General features: G+C 58.4%; 19 protein-coding genes. 13 read left to right on the top strand and 6 right to left on the bottom strand.

Features of this window, described 5'->3' with window-relative positions; all coding sequences use genetic code 11:
• Positions 1 to 56: 56 nt before the first annotated feature.
• Positions 57 to 191, top strand: coding sequence for an aa3-type cytochrome c oxidase subunit IV (locus AC2FH2_RS06325; RefSeq protein ID WP_142635378.1), 135 nt, complete (start codon positions 57 to 59; stop codon positions 189 to 191).
• A 21-nt stretch (positions 192 to 212) separates the two neighbouring features.
• Positions 213 to 845, top strand: a complete 633-nt coding sequence (locus AC2FH2_RS06320; protein ID WP_271948503.1) for a hypothetical protein — start codon at positions 213 to 215, stop codon at positions 843 to 845.
• On the opposite strand, the gene AC2FH2_RS06315 is transcribed toward AC2FH2_RS06320, so the two are convergent.
• Entirely contained in the window at positions 834 to 1166 is a 333-nt protein-coding gene (locus AC2FH2_RS06315) for an AzlD domain-containing protein (RefSeq protein WP_496700955.1), read from the bottom strand. The two genes, AC2FH2_RS06320 and AC2FH2_RS06315, sit on opposite strands and share 12 nt — an antisense overlap.
• Complete coding sequence (locus tag AC2FH2_RS06310; protein WP_496823160.1) at positions 1163 to 1873, bottom strand: AzlC family ABC transporter permease; 711 nt, start codon at positions 1871 to 1873, stop codon at positions 1163 to 1165. Before AC2FH2_RS06310 ends, AC2FH2_RS06315 begins: the two co-directional genes overlap by 4 nt.
• Between AC2FH2_RS06310 and AC2FH2_RS06305 the strand changes: the two genes are divergently transcribed.
• The 5 genes from AC2FH2_RS06305 to AC2FH2_RS06285 are packed head-to-tail and all read left to right on the top strand — an operon-like array spanning position 1872 to position 5734.
• Positions 1872 to 2810, top strand: a complete 939-nt coding sequence (locus AC2FH2_RS06305) for a formate dehydrogenase accessory sulfurtransferase FdhD (RefSeq protein ID WP_496823159.1) — start codon at positions 1872 to 1874, stop codon at positions 2808 to 2810. The genes AC2FH2_RS06310 and AC2FH2_RS06305 overlap by 2 nt on opposite strands.
• The gene (locus AC2FH2_RS06300) at positions 2807 to 3343 is read left to right on the top strand and encodes a hypothetical protein (RefSeq protein WP_496823158.1); all 537 of its coding nucleotides are present in this window, start codon (positions 2807 to 2809) and stop codon (positions 3341 to 3343) included. The genes AC2FH2_RS06305 and AC2FH2_RS06300 overlap by 4 nt, the downstream gene beginning before the upstream one ends.
• The gene (mobA, locus tag AC2FH2_RS06295) at positions 3340 to 3984 is read left to right on the top strand and encodes a molybdenum cofactor guanylyltransferase MobA (protein ID WP_142635388.1); all 645 of its coding nucleotides are present in this window, start codon (positions 3340 to 3342) and stop codon (positions 3982 to 3984) included. Before AC2FH2_RS06300 ends, mobA begins: the two co-directional genes overlap by 4 nt.
• A complete protein-coding gene (gene mobB, locus AC2FH2_RS06290) occupies positions 3981 to 4472 on the top strand; it encodes a molybdopterin-guanine dinucleotide biosynthesis protein B (protein ID WP_496823157.1) in 492 nt (163 codons plus the stop codon). Before mobA ends, mobB begins: the two co-directional genes overlap by 4 nt.
• On the top strand, positions 4469 to 5734 hold the full coding sequence (locus tag AC2FH2_RS06285; protein ID WP_496823156.1) for a molybdenum cofactor synthesis domain-containing protein: 1266 nt from the start codon (positions 4469 to 4471) through the stop codon (positions 5732 to 5734). Before mobB ends, AC2FH2_RS06285 begins: the two co-directional genes overlap by 4 nt.
• Here AC2FH2_RS06285 and AC2FH2_RS06280 read toward each other — a convergent pair.
• From AC2FH2_RS06280 to AC2FH2_RS06270, 3 genes are all read right to left on the bottom strand, one after another.
• Positions 5731 to 6723 (bottom strand): hypothetical protein, encoded by a 993-nt coding sequence (locus AC2FH2_RS06280; protein WP_142635394.1) that lies wholly within the window; start codon positions 6721 to 6723, stop codon positions 5731 to 5733. The genes AC2FH2_RS06285 and AC2FH2_RS06280 overlap by 4 nt on opposite strands.
• A 17-nt stretch (positions 6724 to 6740) precedes the next feature.
• Positions 6741 to 7211 carry a transcription elongation factor GreA gene (gene greA, locus AC2FH2_RS06275; RefSeq protein ID WP_142635396.1) on the bottom strand — a complete coding sequence of 157 codons (471 nt, stop codon included), beginning with the start codon at positions 7209 to 7211 and terminating at the stop codon, positions 6741 to 6743.
• Positions 7212 to 7449: 238 nt separating this feature from the next.
• Entirely contained in the window at positions 7450 to 7830 is a 381-nt protein-coding gene (locus tag AC2FH2_RS06270; protein WP_142635398.1) for a VOC family protein, read from the bottom strand.
• A gap of 86 nt (positions 7831 to 7916) precedes the next feature.
• Between AC2FH2_RS06270 and soxR the strand changes: the two genes are divergently transcribed.
• From soxR to AC2FH2_RS06250, 4 genes are all read left to right on the top strand, one after another.
• Positions 7917 to 8372, top strand: coding sequence for a redox-sensitive transcriptional activator SoxR (gene soxR / locus AC2FH2_RS06265; protein ID WP_142635400.1), 456 nt, complete (start codon positions 7917 to 7919; stop codon positions 8370 to 8372).
• Positions 8373 to 8508: 136 nt separating this feature from the next.
• Positions 8509 to 10155, top strand: a complete 1647-nt coding sequence (locus tag AC2FH2_RS06260; RefSeq protein ID WP_496823155.1) for an electron transfer flavoprotein-ubiquinone oxidoreductase — start codon at positions 8509 to 8511, stop codon at positions 10153 to 10155.
• A gap of 7 nt (positions 10156 to 10162) precedes the next feature.
• Positions 10163 to 11971 carry a tetratricopeptide repeat protein gene (locus AC2FH2_RS06255; RefSeq protein ID WP_496696595.1) on the top strand — a complete coding sequence of 603 codons (1809 nt, stop codon included), beginning with the start codon at positions 10163 to 10165 and terminating at the stop codon, positions 11969 to 11971.
• Positions 11961 to 12782 (top strand): 4-(cytidine 5'-diphospho)-2-C-methyl-D-erythritol kinase, encoded by an 822-nt coding sequence (locus tag AC2FH2_RS06250; RefSeq protein ID WP_496823154.1) that lies wholly within the window; start codon positions 11961 to 11963, stop codon positions 12780 to 12782. Before AC2FH2_RS06255 ends, AC2FH2_RS06250 begins: the two co-directional genes overlap by 11 nt.
• Here the strand turns inward: AC2FH2_RS06250 and AC2FH2_RS06245 are convergent.
• Positions 12775 to 13773 (bottom strand): polyprenyl synthetase family protein, encoded by a 999-nt coding sequence (locus AC2FH2_RS06245; protein WP_142635408.1) that lies wholly within the window; start codon positions 13771 to 13773, stop codon positions 12775 to 12777. The two genes, AC2FH2_RS06250 and AC2FH2_RS06245, sit on opposite strands and share 8 nt — an antisense overlap.
• 56 nt (positions 13774 to 13829) lie before the next feature.
• On the opposite strand from AC2FH2_RS06245, the gene AC2FH2_RS06240 reads away from it, so the two are divergent.
• Together AC2FH2_RS06240 and AC2FH2_RS06235 are read left to right on the top strand one after the other, a co-directional pair.
• Positions 13830 to 14045 carry a putative signal transducing protein gene (locus AC2FH2_RS06240; RefSeq protein ID WP_496676622.1) on the top strand — a complete coding sequence of 72 codons (216 nt, stop codon included), beginning with the start codon at positions 13830 to 13832 and terminating at the stop codon, positions 14043 to 14045.
• Positions 14042 to 14815: a tRNA1(Val) (adenine(37)-N6)-methyltransferase gene (locus AC2FH2_RS06235; RefSeq protein ID WP_496751748.1), complete on the top strand. Its 774-nt coding sequence runs from the start codon at positions 14042 to 14044 to the stop codon at positions 14813 to 14815. The genes AC2FH2_RS06240 and AC2FH2_RS06235 overlap by 4 nt, the downstream gene beginning before the upstream one ends.
• The last annotated feature ends 95 nt before the right edge of the window (positions 14816 to 14910 follow it).

Genomic DNA, 14910 nt, shown 5'->3' with positions numbered 1-14910 from the left:
CCCGGGATTTTCGATTATCCAACGTATCAAACACGCGAATTAGGATTCTGAAAATCATGGCTGAACATAAGCACGGCGAAATGGACATCACCGTTCAAACCAAAACCTTCAACGGTTTCGTAAAAGCGACCACATGGTGCGTGGTGGCGATTGCTTTCCTTTGCCTGTTTCTGGCGGTTTTCGCCGCTTAATCCCGGGCGAGGCTGACCGCCGTGATCAGATTTGTGATTGCCTGCCTGCTGGCAGCAACAGTGGCTGGCTGTGCCGGTTCGCAACGTCCGCAGGCCGATCAGACCGAAGTTGTGGCCCGTTCCTATCGTGATCCGGGACCATCAACACTGACGCTCTATACCATGATCAGCACCCGGACCGGTTCGGGGGCGCATACCTCGCTGATGATAAGCGGCAGCGAGAGGGTGATCTTTGACCCCGCAGGCTCGTTTCGCGCCGATGTAGTGCCGATCCGAAACGATGTTCTGTATGGCATCACGCCGAATGTCGAACGCGCTTATCGCAGCAGCCACGCGCGCGAAACGCATTATGCGCGTATCCAGACGATTCAGGTGACACCACAGCAGGCCGAAATTGCCCTGCAACTGGCCAAGCAGATGGGCCCTGTATCCGAAGCGTTTTGCGCCAACTCAACCTCGCAGCTATTGCAGCAGGTGCCGGGTTTCGAGCAGATCAATACGACCTTCTACCCGGTCAAGCTGTCCGATCAGTTCGGTGAACTCCCCGGCGTCGTGACCACCGAATACCGCGAGAATGACGATGCTGACCTGCAGGCCGGTTTGGCCTCGAACAATGCGCGCCTGAACCAGTTGGAAGCGGCCTCAACCCAATAGGTACAGCAAGCCATAGAGCGTGCCCGCCCCGGCAAAGATGGCAATGACCACGTTTTTTGTGATGACACCAACCGCCAAAGCAACCGCTGCGGCGGCCATGCGCGGCACGTCGGGCTGACCACCCGTCGCCGTTGGCCAGACCACCAGCGGCGCAATCAGGGCCGGGACGATGGCAACGGCGGTATAGCGCAGGTGGCGTAACAACCAGGGTGGCATCGGGCGGTCTCCGACGATGCCGATAAAGGTAAAGCGTAGGGCAAAGCTGCCAATCGCCAAGCCAACGATAATGCTCCACATGGTCACCGGATCAATCTGTGTCATGGCCTTTTCCGCTCTAACATCAATTCGGCCTGCGCCCCAGTGATCATCCCGGCGGTCCCGGCGATCAGCAGGCCCAGGTTGAACGGCACGCCTACGGTCAACAGAGCAACGGTTATGGCGACTAAGGCGGCGATGACATGGGCAAGCGTCCTCATCATCGGCCCGATCATTGCCAGGAATGTGATCGGAAGTGCAAAATCCAGCGCCCAGCTTTCTGGAATCTGTGCGCCCAAAACTGCGCCCAGATAAGTTGCCAAAATCCAAAGCGGCGTAATCGGTGTGACCGAGCCAAAGAAATAGGCCATGCGCTGCGGCACGGTCATATCGGGCTCTTTTTCGAACTGTACAATGGAGCAGGCATAGGACTGATCGACCGTCAGATAGGCGGCACAGGCCCGTTGCCACAGGGGGGCCGCACCAAGATAAGGTGTCAGTGAGGCCGAATACATTGCCACGCGTAGGTTAACCGCCAGGGCCGATGCCAGAACGATCAGGCTGGGTGTGTTGTCCTGCAACAGCTGCAGGGCGGTGAACTGGGCCGCCCCGGCAAAGACAGCCGCCGAAAAGGCGATTGTCTGGACAATATCCAGCCCAGCCTCGGTCGCAAATACGCCGAAAAGGGTGCCGAACGGAATTGCCACAAAGATAAACGGCGCTCCATCACGAAAACCCTTCCAGAAGTATGACTTGGATGTGGTGTAAGCCATGGCAAATTCCTATGGTATCGCCAACAGCAGTAGCGATCTTGGGAAAGGGTTGCAATTGGCCACGAAACCGGATGCCACCGACTACATCATCGCCCCTGATCCTGGCGCGGTCCGCCTGACCCGTGCGGTCGAAGGCATCGACCAGAATGGCGCGGTCAGCCGGATCTCGGTTGTCGAGGAACGCCCCCTGACGATTTTCCTCAACGCACAGGAAATCGTGACTGCAATGACAATCGGCGATTACCCTGAATATCTGGCGCTGGGGTTCCTGCGCAATCAGGGGATGCTGATGGCCGATGATGACATTACCGGCGTGGATTACGATGACGATCTGGAAACCGTGGTGGTGCGCACCGCGCGCGAAACCTCATATGAGGACAAGCTGAAGAAAAAGACCCGAACCAGCGGCTGCGCGGTCGGCACTGTGTTTGGTGACATGATGGAAGGGCTGGAGGACGTGCGCCTGCCGCAGGTTCAGGTCCGCACCTCATGGCTGTATGATCTGGCAGCCAAAATCAACCGAACCCCTTCATTGTATCTTGAGGCTGGTGCAATTCACGGCACGGTCCTGTGTCGGGAAAACCGGCCGTTGGTCTATATGGAGGACGTGGGCCGCCACAACGCGGTCGACAAGATTGCAGGCTGGATGCTGTCCGAAAGTGTAGAGGCCGAAGATAAGATCCTCTACACCACAGGTCGTTTGACCTCGGAAATGGTGATCAAGACCGCGATGATGGGCATCCCGGTGCTGGCGTCACGGTCAGGCTTCACCGCTTGGGGTGTCGAAATCGCGCGTGAGGTTGGCCTGACCCTGATCGGCCGCATGCGGGGGCAGCGGTTCGTGTGTCTTGCGGGCGAGGACCGGTTGGTGCGCGACGTCGACCCGTCGACAGTGGCGGTCGAAGATAGAAAGCATAGACGGAAGAGTGCGGAATGATTTTGGAAGTCTTTGGTTTATCTATTTTATTCGTCGCGACATTGGGCTTGCTGCCAATGATGGTCTATGTGTTCTGGCTCCTTGAGCGGTCGAAACGCGCGATCATTGAGGGTATGGCGCAATTGGACGTCAACCTGCGTAACCGTCTGGGGTGGGCGCCAGAGGAATACATCAGCATTTGGAACATCGCTGCCCCCTTTCGGCTTGGTTGGCAGGCATGGGGGGAGTTGTCTCAAAAACAAGCACTCGTGCTTCAGCGGGTTTTGATGCACGGTCTGCCAGAGTTTGCCGGGATACCAGATGAGGTCAGAAAGGCGGTGCGCACGTATCGGTGCTGTTTTGGTCTTATCTTTGCTGTTGGGGCCGTCTTAGTGTTTTTGCCAGCCCACTATAGCCTGAGTCACAAGGCGGCCGAATTGACGGGGTGGCCTGCAATTATTTGGTTTACAGCATTCGGATTGGCCGTCTGTCCATTGCTTTTCCTGCCCACCCAGAAATTCAGGAAATGGCCCGCGCTTGAGGAGATCAAATGACCCGCCCCCTCGGCATCATCCTCGCAGGAGGCCTTGCCACTCGGATGGGTGGTGGCGACAAAGGCTTGCTGACAGTCGGTGGGCAGAGCCTGCTGTCTCATGTCATTGACCGGTTTGGCCCGCAGGTGGTCGGTCTGGCGCTGAATGCCAATGGTGATCCCGAACGGTTCGCCGACCTCAACCTGCCGGTTCTTCCCGACACGATTGAAGGTTTCGCCGGGCCTCTGGCGGGTGTGCTGGCGGGGCTCGATTGGGCAGCAGAACAGGGGGCCGACAGTATCGTCACCGCCGCTGCCGACACGCCGTTTTTTCCGCGCGATCTTGCGGCGCGCCTAATGGATGCTGCTCAAGGGCAAACCCATCCGCTGGTGCTGGCGACTACGCTTCGAACCGGGGATGAAGCACTGAAATCCGGCGGCGGCAAACGGGTCAACCGGCATCCGACATTTGGCCTCTGGCCTGTCGCGTTGCGAGATGATTTGCGGGACGCCTTGAATGACGGGCTGCGCAAGGTTGTGCTGTGGACCGATAAACATGATGGGCGTGAGGCGTTGTTTCCGGCTGAGCCGTTTGACCCCTTCTTCAATGTCAACACGCCCGACGATCTGGCGCGTGCGCAAAAGCTGCTGGAGCAGGCATGAAGGTCTATGGCGTCACCGGCTGGAAAAACGCGGGCAAGACCGGCCTGATGGAGCGTTTGGTGGCCGAGATCACCGCGCGTGGCTTTTCGGTTTCGACCGTCAAACATGCCCATCACTCCGCCGATGTCGACCAGCCCGGCACGGACAGTTTCCGCCATCGAGAAGCCGGTGCGTCCGAGGTGCTGTTGGCGTCCGGCAAGCGCATTGCGATGATGCAGGAACTGCGCGGCGCACCCGAGCCGCCTCTCTCTGATCTGCTGGCACGCTTGGCTCCGGTTGATCTTGTGCTGATCGAGGGGTTCAAACGCGAAGCCCACCCCAAGGTCGAGGCGTATCGGGTGGCCGCTGGAAATCCGTTGATTGCGGCCGAGAACGAAACTGTGCGCGCGGTTGCCAGTGACACAGAGCTGAACTTCGACCGTCCGGTTTTTGATCTGGACGACACCGCAGCCATCGCAGGGTTCATTCTGCAAGAGGTAGGATTATGAGCAAACCGGACATTGCCCCACCGCCCTTGCGCAACGATTGTTTTGCCTTGCCTGCGGGCGTGAGCTGGACGCCGGTTGACAAAGCGTTGGCCCTGCTGCGCGACCGCCTTTCGGTCGTGATGGGGGCTGAAACCGTTCCGTTGGCACAAGCCGCAGGTCGGATTTTGGCCGCCGATGTATATGCCCAACGTTCGAACCCGCCGCAGGCAAATACGGCGGTAGATGGCTATGGCTTTGCCGGTCCGGTTCCGGATGGGCCGCATGTGATGCCGCTGCAAGACGGGCGTGCTGCGGCTGGTGTTCCCTTTGATGGTCAGCTTGCGCCCGGCCACGCCATACGGATTCTGACTGGTGCGGCCCTGCCCGATGGGGTGGACACCGTTATTCTGGAAGAGGACGTGACATTTCAGGACGGGCATATCGCCTTTCGCGGCCCCCTGAAACAGGGTGCCAATACCCGCAATGCGGGCGAAGATGTGGTTGGAGGTGATCTGGCTTTGCCCGCTGGACGCCGGTTGACACCTGCCGATCTGGCCCTTCTCTCCGCGACGGGTGCTGGTGATCTGCTGGTTCGCAAAACTCTGCGGGTAGCCGTCCTGTCAACGGGGGATGAGCTAGTCGAGGCCGGCGAGGTTGCTGAGCCAGGGCAAATCTACGATGCCAATCGCCCAATGTTGCTGGCTCTGATCCAGCGGATGGGATTCCAGCCACTGGATATGGGCCGCGTTGCCGATGATCGTGAAACCCTGCGCGAGCGGCTGAACGAAGCTGCGAAAGAGGCGGATGTTGTTCTGACTAGCGGCGGCGCGTCGGCAGGGGACGAAGACCATGTCTCCGCGCTGTTGCGGCAGGCCGGAGCGATGCAGGAATGGCGTATTGCCCTGAAACCGGGGCGACCTCTGGCTTTGGGGATTTGGGACGGAGTGCCGGTTTTCGGACTGCCCGGCAATCCAGTAGCGGCATTGGTCTGCACCCTAATCTTTGCCCGCCCGGCGCTGGGCCTGATGGCTGGCGAGGGCTGGCGGGACCCGCAGGGGTTCGATCTGCCAGCCGCCTTTGATAAGCGCAAGAAACCCGGGCGGCGGGAATATCTGCGGGCCCGCATCCGAGACGGAAAAGCCGAAGTTTTCACTTCGGAAGGGTCCGGGCGGATCAGCGGGCTAAGCTGGGCCGAAGGGCTGGTCGAGATCGAAGACGGAGCGCGCCACATCCAACCGGGTGATCTTGTCCGATTCATCCCCTATGGAAGTTTCGGAATCTAGTCGAAGGTTCCGGCCACACGCCCCAGCAACATGAAGGCCCGCGCGGTTCTTGTATCACCCAAAGCGGTCAGCTCTGCATCGCTGGCACGGGGTTCAAACTCGATGATCATGTGATCGAACCTGCGTAGAAAGTGATGGGCGGCGTCCCGGAAAATGGGATCCTGCTTCATCCGGGCCGAAGTCAGCGCCAGCGAGGAGCGGTCGCGAATGCCGCCCAAGGCCGCGACAGCCCGTCCGCGCCCACCCTGCGCAAATTGCCGCCAGATCTCGGGGCGGGCCATGTCAGGGCGCAGGTCATCCATATAGATGCCCTCTTGGCTGAGCAGGGTCAGCACGTCCTGAGAGGCCTGTACAAGCTTGGCTGTCTTGCGGTCCTTGAGCGCCAGCCGTAGGGCATCAAAGCCTTCGGTATCTTCCTGTGTTTCCGGAAAATTCAGCGCACGGATAAAGATGTCGGTGCCAAGCGGGGGCACGATATCCCCAGCTTGTGTACCCAGTTCCAGCGAAGTCTGATCGCCGTTCCCCACGGCTGTCGGTTGCTGTGCGGGTTCCCTGCGCTTGGTTGAAAACGTGGCCAGCGCGCTTTCGGCTTTCTTGGCCGTTTCCGCGATCTGATCCAGCTTTTTGGATACGGCTGGCTCATAGGTGCTGGAAGATCGCTGTTGCTGAGCGATATATGCGTTTCGGATGGCGTCAATCGAGGTTTGTAGTCGTGCGCTTTCCTCGCGCATGATCCGGCTGGCGCGCATGGCCATTGCCGCGACCCAGATCATCGCTACCGGCATGAAGACCGCCAGCAAGGTCACGACAAAGCCTCCGCCGTCGACCTCGTCGGGCAGCACCAGAAAAACAACCGAGACGATCAGCCAGATCACGCTGAGGGCGACGGCTGCAATTTCGATCTCGGTTATCGAAGGCTTGGTTGGCCTATCATATATGCCCAGTGAGGTTGGCCGATTGGCTTCCTGCTCTGGCGTGGGCTCGGACATTGGGAACGCTCCGGGGCTCAGGCGTAAGTGATACTCAGGACTTCATAAGAACGTACACCGCCAGGTGTGCGTACTTCGACACTGTCGCCTTCGTCCTTTCCAATCAGGGCGCGGGCAATAGGGGATTTGATGTTCAGCAGGCCGGCTTCGATATTGGCCTCATATTCCCCTACAATCTGCCAGGTCTTTTCCTCGTCAGTGTCTTCGTCAACAAGCGTGACCTTGGCGCCAAATTTGATAGCACCGGACAGTTTGGCAGGGTCGATCACATCGGTCAGTGAAAGGATGCCTTCCAACTCTTTGATGCGGCCTTCGATAAAACCCTGCTTTTCCCGGGCCGAATGATATTCGGCGTTTTCTTTCAGGTCACCCAGTTCCCTGGCCGAGGCGATGGCTTCGATAATAGCTGGCCGCTCGACGGATTTTAGGTTCTTGAGTTCGGCCTGAAGCGCAGCATTGCCCGCAGGCGTCATGGGAATTTTTTCCATATTCTTGTCGTCCACGCTGAAATTGTAACGCCCCGCCGCATGGAACCAGCGTCGGGGCGATTTGATGGGTTGGCAAATACCTGACCCAAATGATGCGTGAAATGCAAGAGGTCAAAGAAGACAGCAAGCTGGATTTGCGACTTAACGCCGTTGGATTGTGCGCCGTGGGCACCTGTTACGCTGTCCAAACAGCTGACCGCGCTGCCATTTCCAGGTGGTTGAGGCCATCCAGAGTGTTTCAAGCATATTGCACCACCTCAAACTCGATGCCGTTCTCATCATCGAAATAGAACCGCCTGCCGGGCTCGTAATCTGCATGCGACTTGGGGGTGAAACCTGCTTTGACCACCTTGTCTTCGGTTGCGTCGATGTCTTCGACCAGAACGCCGACATGATTCAGGCCCCCGATGATGTCATAGCTGCTTTCACCCGAGGGTTTGGGATCGCTGGGTGCATAAAGCGCCAGGTAGGTATGTGCGCTACCGACATGCACGGTATAGCCACCCGCGATTGCAGGGCCTTCCCAGCGGGTTTTCCAACCGAAGACGTCCTGCATCCATTTTGCCGAAGCCTGCGGGTCGCGGACGGTGAAATTGGTGTGTTCAAGTGTCGCCATCATGGGATCTCCTATTCAATTTGAGGCTTGTCCCGAATCACCGTAATTTCTAAACCTAACTTTAGGTCAAGGAATTTTTTGAGGGCGAGATGGCGATTTCAGAGGGGCTAGCAATAGGCGCTTTGGCCCAGCGCACCGGGCTGGCGGTTTCAGCGATCCGATATTACGAGGCGCAGGGTCTGATTGCCCCATGGCGCAATGCGGGTGGGCAGCGGCGATATCAGCGCGCCGACATTAGACGGTTGAGTTTTGTGATGATAGCGCAGCAATTCGGACTAACCCTGCCCGAAATCCGAGAAGTCCTGTCCGGCTTGCCCGGAAATCGTACACCAACGCCGCAGGATTGGAAAAACATCAGCAAGGATCTGCGGTCGCATCTGGATCAGCGAATCGATACGTTGATGCGCCTGCGTGACAATCTGGACGGATGCATTGGCTGTGGGTGCCTTAGTTTGCCCAAATGTGCTCTTTACAATCCTGATGACCGTGCCAAATCCAAGGGAAGTGGCCCCAGATACCTGATGGGTGACACTCCGGACACGTGATCTGCCGCATAGCGGCATAGTTACGCCGTGTTTCGATTGACCTGTGGCTTTCCCAGCATGTAATCAGCCGTGAAACAAAATTGCGCCGACCGTGCGTTAGATGCGCCAATTCGGAAAGTTAGCGAAGGAGCCCGCAATGGCCGAGATTGAACGCGAAGCGATGGAATATGACGTGGTGATCGTGGGCGCCGGCCCCGCGGGACTGTCGGCGGCCATCCGTCTGAAACAGCTGGATGCCGATTTGAACGTCGTCGTTCTGGAAAAGGGCTCGGAGGTGGGTGCGCATATCTTGTCAGGTGCGGTGCTGGACCCGTGCGGCCTGGATGCGCTGATACCGGACTGGAAGGAAAAAGGTGCGCCGCTGAACACGCCGGTCACCGAAGATAACTTCTATATGCTGGGTGAGGCCGGAAAAATCCGCATTCCGAACTTCCCGATGCCGCCGCTGATGAACAACCACGGCAACTATATCGTGTCGATGGGCAATGTCTGCCGCTGGATGGCTGAACAGGCCGAAGAGCTGGGCGTGGAAATCTTCCCCGGCATGGCCTGTTCCGAGCTGGTCTATGGCGACAATGGTGAAGTCAAAGGCGTTGTTGCCGGTGTCTTCGGCCTTGAGGCCGATGGCTCCTACGGCCCGAACACCGAGCCGGGCATGGAGCTGCACGGCAAATATGTCTTCTTGTCCGAAGGTGTGCGCGGGTCGCTGTCCAAGGAAGTGATCGCGAAATACGATCTGCAAGCCGGAAAAGAAGTCCAGAAATACGGCGTCGGCATGAAAGAGATCTGGGAGATCGACCCGGTCAAGCACAAGGAAGGCACCGTCACCCATACGATGGGCTGGCCCCTGGGCAGCAACGCGGGCGGCGGATCGTTCATCTATCACCTGGAAAACAATCAGGTCTATGTCGGGTTTGTGGTTCACCTGAATTACAAGAACCCGCACCTGTACCCCTATATGGAATTCCAGCGCTTTAAGCATCATCCGATGGTGGCCGAGCTGCTGAAAGGCGGCAAGCGCGTGGCTTATGGCGCTCGTGCGATTACTGAGGGTGGATATCAATCGATGCCCAAGCTGGTCGCGCCAGGCGTGGCGCTGCTGGGCTGTTCGGCGGGCATGGTCAATGTGCCGCGCATCAAGGGCAACCACAACGCGATGCTGTCCGGCAAAGCTGCGGCCGAGGCGGCATTTGATGCCATCAAAGCCGAGCGTTCGGGCGATGAATTGACTGTCTATGAAGCAGATGTTCGCGAAGGTGCCATCGGAAAAGACCTCAAGAAAGTGCGCAACGTCAAACCGATGTGGTCAAAGTGGGGTCTGATGCCCTCGCTGGCGCTGGGCGGTTTGGACATGTGGACAAACACTCTGGGCTTTTCGCTGTTTGGCACTCTGGGCCACGGCAAGAACGACGCGGAATCGACTGAAGAAGCCAGTAAACATAAACCGATCGACTATCCAAAGCCGGATGGCACGCTGTCCTTCGACCGCCTGACCAACGTCTCGTTCGCGATGACGAACCACGAGGAAAGTCAGCCTTGCCATCTAAAACTCTCGGACCCGGCGATTCCGGTCAGTGTCAATCTGCCCGAATTCGACGAACCTGCGCAGCGCTATTGCCCGGCGGGGGTGTATGAGATGGTCGAGGATGAAAATGGTCCGCGATTCGTGATCAACTTTCAGAATTGCGTTCACTGCAAGACCTGCGACATCAAAGATCCCAGCCAGAATATCACCTGGACCACGCCGCAGGGAGGGGATGGTCCGAACTATCCCAATATGTAAGCGAAAAATGGGCAATGGCGGCGTCGTGAAGGCTCTGCCATTGCCTCTTTCTGGTCAAAGCCCTAGCTTATTGCGCAACCGACAATCGCAAGGCAGGAATTTGGTGACTTTTCTCATTCGTCGCACAGCGTTGGCTGTGCTGTTTACCACGTCATTCGCCATTCCGGCTTATGCCGACACTGGGTTCGGTGCGTATCTTGCCGGGCGTCAGGCGATTTTTCAGGACGACTATACGGCGGCTGAGAAATACTTTGCGCAAGCATTGCGCGCAGATCCTCAAAACGACCGGTTGCTGGAGAATGTCGTCGTTGCGCGCTTGTCGCTGGGCGAGGTTAAGCGCGCTTTGCCGATTGCCCAAACCATCGAAGAGTTGGGCCTGCCCAACCAGCCCGCGAAAATGGCGATTGCCGCTAATCTGGTGGCTGAAGGCAAGCTGGATGAACTGCTGGCCCGCGACCCTGAAACGCAAGGCGTCGGGCCGCTGGTTGACGGGTTAATATTGGGCTGGGCCCATATGGGCCAGGGCGCGATGACCAGCGCGCTGGAGCAGTTTGACCAAGTTGCAGCGCAGGAAGGTCTGCGCGAGTTCGCGCTTTACCACAAAGCTTTGGCACTGGCCTCGGTCGGAGACTTTGAAGGCGCCGAGGCAGTCTTTGCGGCCGATAACGGTGTTGTGGCGCGATTTACCCGCCGCGCAGCGCTGGCACGGACCGAGGTTCTGTCGCAGCTGGACCGCAATGAGGATGCGCTGCAGTTTCTGGATGACGTGTTCGAGTCCGGCTCTGATCCCTCGATTGAAGGGTACGAATCGCGTCTGAGCGCTGGCGAAACGCTGCCCTTTACTCATGTCCGCACATCGCAGGACGGTATCGCAGAAGTGTTCTTTTCCGTGGGAGCCGCGCTCAGCAGTGAGGCGGCTGAGAATTACGTCCTGCTTTATGCGCAGGTCGCAGCCTTTCTGCGCCCGGATCACGTGGACGCAATCTTGTTGAGTGCCGAACTTTTGGACGAGTTGGAGCAATACGATCTTGCCGTCGAGGCCTATCGCAAAGTGCCCGCGAGCAGCAGTGACTATCACGCTGCTGAACTGGGCCGGGCCGAGGTGCTTGTCACGGCAGGCAAAACCGATGCGGCGGAAGAAGTCTTGCAGACCCTTGCGACGCAGAGACCGGATCTGCCAAGTGTTCACGTGGCGCTGGCTGATTTGCAAAGACGTGAAGAAAACTATGCTGCGGCTGTCGAAACCTATAGCACAGCGATTGAATTGATTGATGCTGATGGTGGCGGCAACTGGTTCCTGCACTACGCCCGTGGTATCTCGTACGAGCGACTAAAGCAGTGGGACAATGCTGAGGCCGATTTCCGCCGTGCGCTAGAACTTAACCCCGACCAACCGCAGGTCCTGAATTATCTGGGTTATTCGCTTGTAGAACGGCGCGAAAATCTGGATGAAGCGCTTGGCATGATCGAACGCGCCGTCGCCGCGCGCCCTGGTAGCGGCTATATCGTCGACAGCTTGGGATGGGTTCTGTTTCGATTGGGCCGCTATGAAGAGGCGGTCGAGCATATGGAGCGTGCCGTCGAGCTGATGCCGGTAGACCCAGTGGTGAATGATCACCTGGGTGACGTTTACTGGGCCGTGGGCCGCGCACGCGAAGCCGAGTTCCAGTGGAAGCGGGCATTGTCTTTCATTGACCTCGAAGACGCCGATGGTGAGGCCGACCCCGAGCGTATTCGTCGCAAGATCGAGGTCGGGCTGGACGAGGTTCTGATCGAAGAAGGTGCCGCGCCGCTGAAAGTCGCCAATGAAGGCTAAGGCTTTCGCGCCCGCCAAGATCAACCTTACCTTGCACGTCACCGGCCAGCGCGTGGACGGCTATCACCTGTTGGATTCGCTCGTGGTGTTTGCCGATCTGGGCGATACGCTGCATTTCACCGCAGGTGAGGCGCTGTCGATCTCTGTCACCGGCGAACATGCGGCGGGTGTGCCAAGCGATAGTCGCAATCTGGTGTGGAAAGCCGCCGAGGCTGCAGGCTGGACTGGGCATATTGACCTGAACAAAGTGCTGCCGCATGGGGGCGGGATCGGTGGCGGTTCTTCCGATGCCGCCGCAACTTTGCGGATGATAGAAGATGAGGGTGGAGCTATCCCGCCGGGAACTGCGCTGCGCCTAGGGGCGGATGTTCCTGTTTGCACGGCGGCCAGTCCCAGCCGTATGCGCGGCATCGGAGAACGTTTGGACCCAGTCACGCTCCCGCATCTACCGGCCTTGTTGGTCAACCCGGGCGTAGAGGTTCCAACCCCTGCTATTTTCGCGGCTTTGCAATGCAGAGAAAACCCGCCTATGGCAGAGGAAATACCCGTATTTGAGGCTCCTCAGGATTGCGCCGAATGGTTGGGAAAACAGCGAAACGACCTGGAAAGCCCGGCCACTTCTCTGGCTCCCGACGTCGCGCAGGTGCTGGACGCACTAAAGGATACAAAAAAGACGCTGTTGTCGCGCATGTCAGGGTCAGGATCGACCTGTTTCGCGCTGTATCCGACCATGAAAGCTGCCCATTTCGCCGCCTATGAGATTGGCGCAGCCCATCCCGACTGGTGGTGCCGTGCGGTTCAGCTTAACTAAGGCGCGCGACAACGAAGTCTGCCAAATCGCTCAGCAGGGTGCGGATCTCATGGTCGGGCAGGATGCCTAGCGACGCCTTAGCCTTGTTGGCCCAGCCAAGCGCATCTTTTCGCGTCGCCGCAAGCGTGCCGTATTTACCCATGAGACCAAGAGCGGTTTCGAGGTCACCGCTCTCTTGACGGCCCCGGCCTATGGTGCGCTGCCAGAAGGCGCGTTCTTCGGGGGTGGCCTGCGCCACCGCCTTGATCACTGGCAGCGTCAGCTTACGCTCGCGGAAGTCGTCGCCGACATTCTTGCCGGTCGCTTTGCTGTCGCCCTGATAATCCAGCAGGTCATCAGCGATCTGGAAGGCAATCCCCAGCGCATCGCCATAATCGAAGAGCGCCTTGACCTGGGCTTCTGACGCTTGGGCGATGACCCCGCCCACCTCGGTTGCGGCTGAGAACAAGGCTGCGGTCTTGCCGCGCACAACCTGAAGATAGATGGCCTCATCCGTGCCCAGATCGGTTGCAGCAGTCATCTGTAGCACTTCGCCCTCGGCGATTGTGGCAGACGCATTGGCAAGGATGTCCAGAACCCTAAGAGACCCGGTCTCGACCATAAGCTGGAAGCTGCGTGAGAACAGGTAATCCCCAACCAGAACGCTGGATTTGTTGTCCCAAAGCAGATTCGCTGTTGGCCGTCCGCGCCTTTGTGCGCTTTCGTCGACAACATCGTCATGCAACAGGGTCGCGGTGTGGATGAACTCAACCGTTGCCGCCAGACGCAAATGATGGTCCCCGGCATAGTCGAACAGCCGCGCCGCGGCCAGTGTCAGCATCGGACGCAGGCGCTTGCCACCAGCTTCGACCAAATGTGCGGTGACTTCGGGAATGCGGGGCGCGTGTTCTGAGGCCATGCGCGTGCGTATCAGGTCATTGACCGCGTCCATTTCACCCGAAAGAATCTCGGCCAGCCGCTCATGCGGTTTTGAGACTGTGCTGATGTTCATCACACTCCTGATACAAGGCTCGACTTCCGCCTCACCTTGCCCTTACATCCATCCCCATGAAAGAACTTTTGCGCAGCACTGATCCGACGATCCTGGCCTTTGCATCCGCCCTACTTCAGGGCGAGGATATAGACTGCTTTCAGATGGACGTAAATATGAGCATCCTAGAAGGCGGCATCGGTATTTTCCCGCGTCGCCTTATGGTGCGGGCAGATGATTTGATCCGCGCTGAACGGGTGATGCGCGACAATGAGATCCCGCTGGGCCGATGACGCAATTCACTGACCCAGAGCTAAGTTTGAACGACTTTCTGAATGGTCGCGTTCGGCTTTGGCAGCCCCTGTCCGGCTATCGCGCCGGGGTCGATCCTGTGTTGCTGGCGGCAGCGGTACCGGCCAAGGCTGGGCAATCCGTGCTTGAGCTGGGATGCGGCGCTGGTGCCGCCATCTTGTGCCTGATGGCGCGCGTGCCGGGATTGAACGCCACGGGTGTTGAGCTGCAATCGCCCTATGCCGATCTGGCCACCCGCAACGCGGATCAGAATGCGCAGGCGCTGACAGTGGTGCAGGCCGATCTGAGCAAACTGCCCGCTGAACTGAAACAACAGCAGTTCGATCATGTGATTGCGAATCCGCCCTATTACTTGGCCGGTGCCCACAGCCCTGCGGCGGACTCAGGTCGCGGAATTGCCTTGGGCGAGGATACACCGTTGCGCGATTGGTTCGATTGTGCGGCAAAGCGCCTTGCACCGCGGGGCTATCTGCACATGATCCAAAAGGCCGATCGGTTGCCCGACATGCTGTCAGCCTGTGCGGGGCGGCTTGGCTCAGTCGAGGTTCTGCCTCTGGCCGCGCGAGCAGGTCGGAAGGCTGAACTGGTGGTCCTTAGGGCCAGAAAAGGCGGTCGGGCTTCGTTTCAACTGCATGCCCCGCTGATTTTGCACAAGGGTGTGCGCCACGAAAAAGACGGCGAAAGCTATACCTCTCAGATATCGTCCGTTTTGCGCGACGGTGCTGCGCTGAACGGGTTTTCGGATCAATAGGCGCCAACCAGCCGAATTTGTCAGATTTATTATAGAATCTGTGCGTCTGCAGCGTGACAGGCTGGAAACGATGTGCTCAACTTCCTACGTTATTC

Source organism: Ruegeria sp. YTSA105 (assembly GCF_059610225.1).
This window is presented reverse-complemented; position numbering and strand designations above follow the sequence as displayed.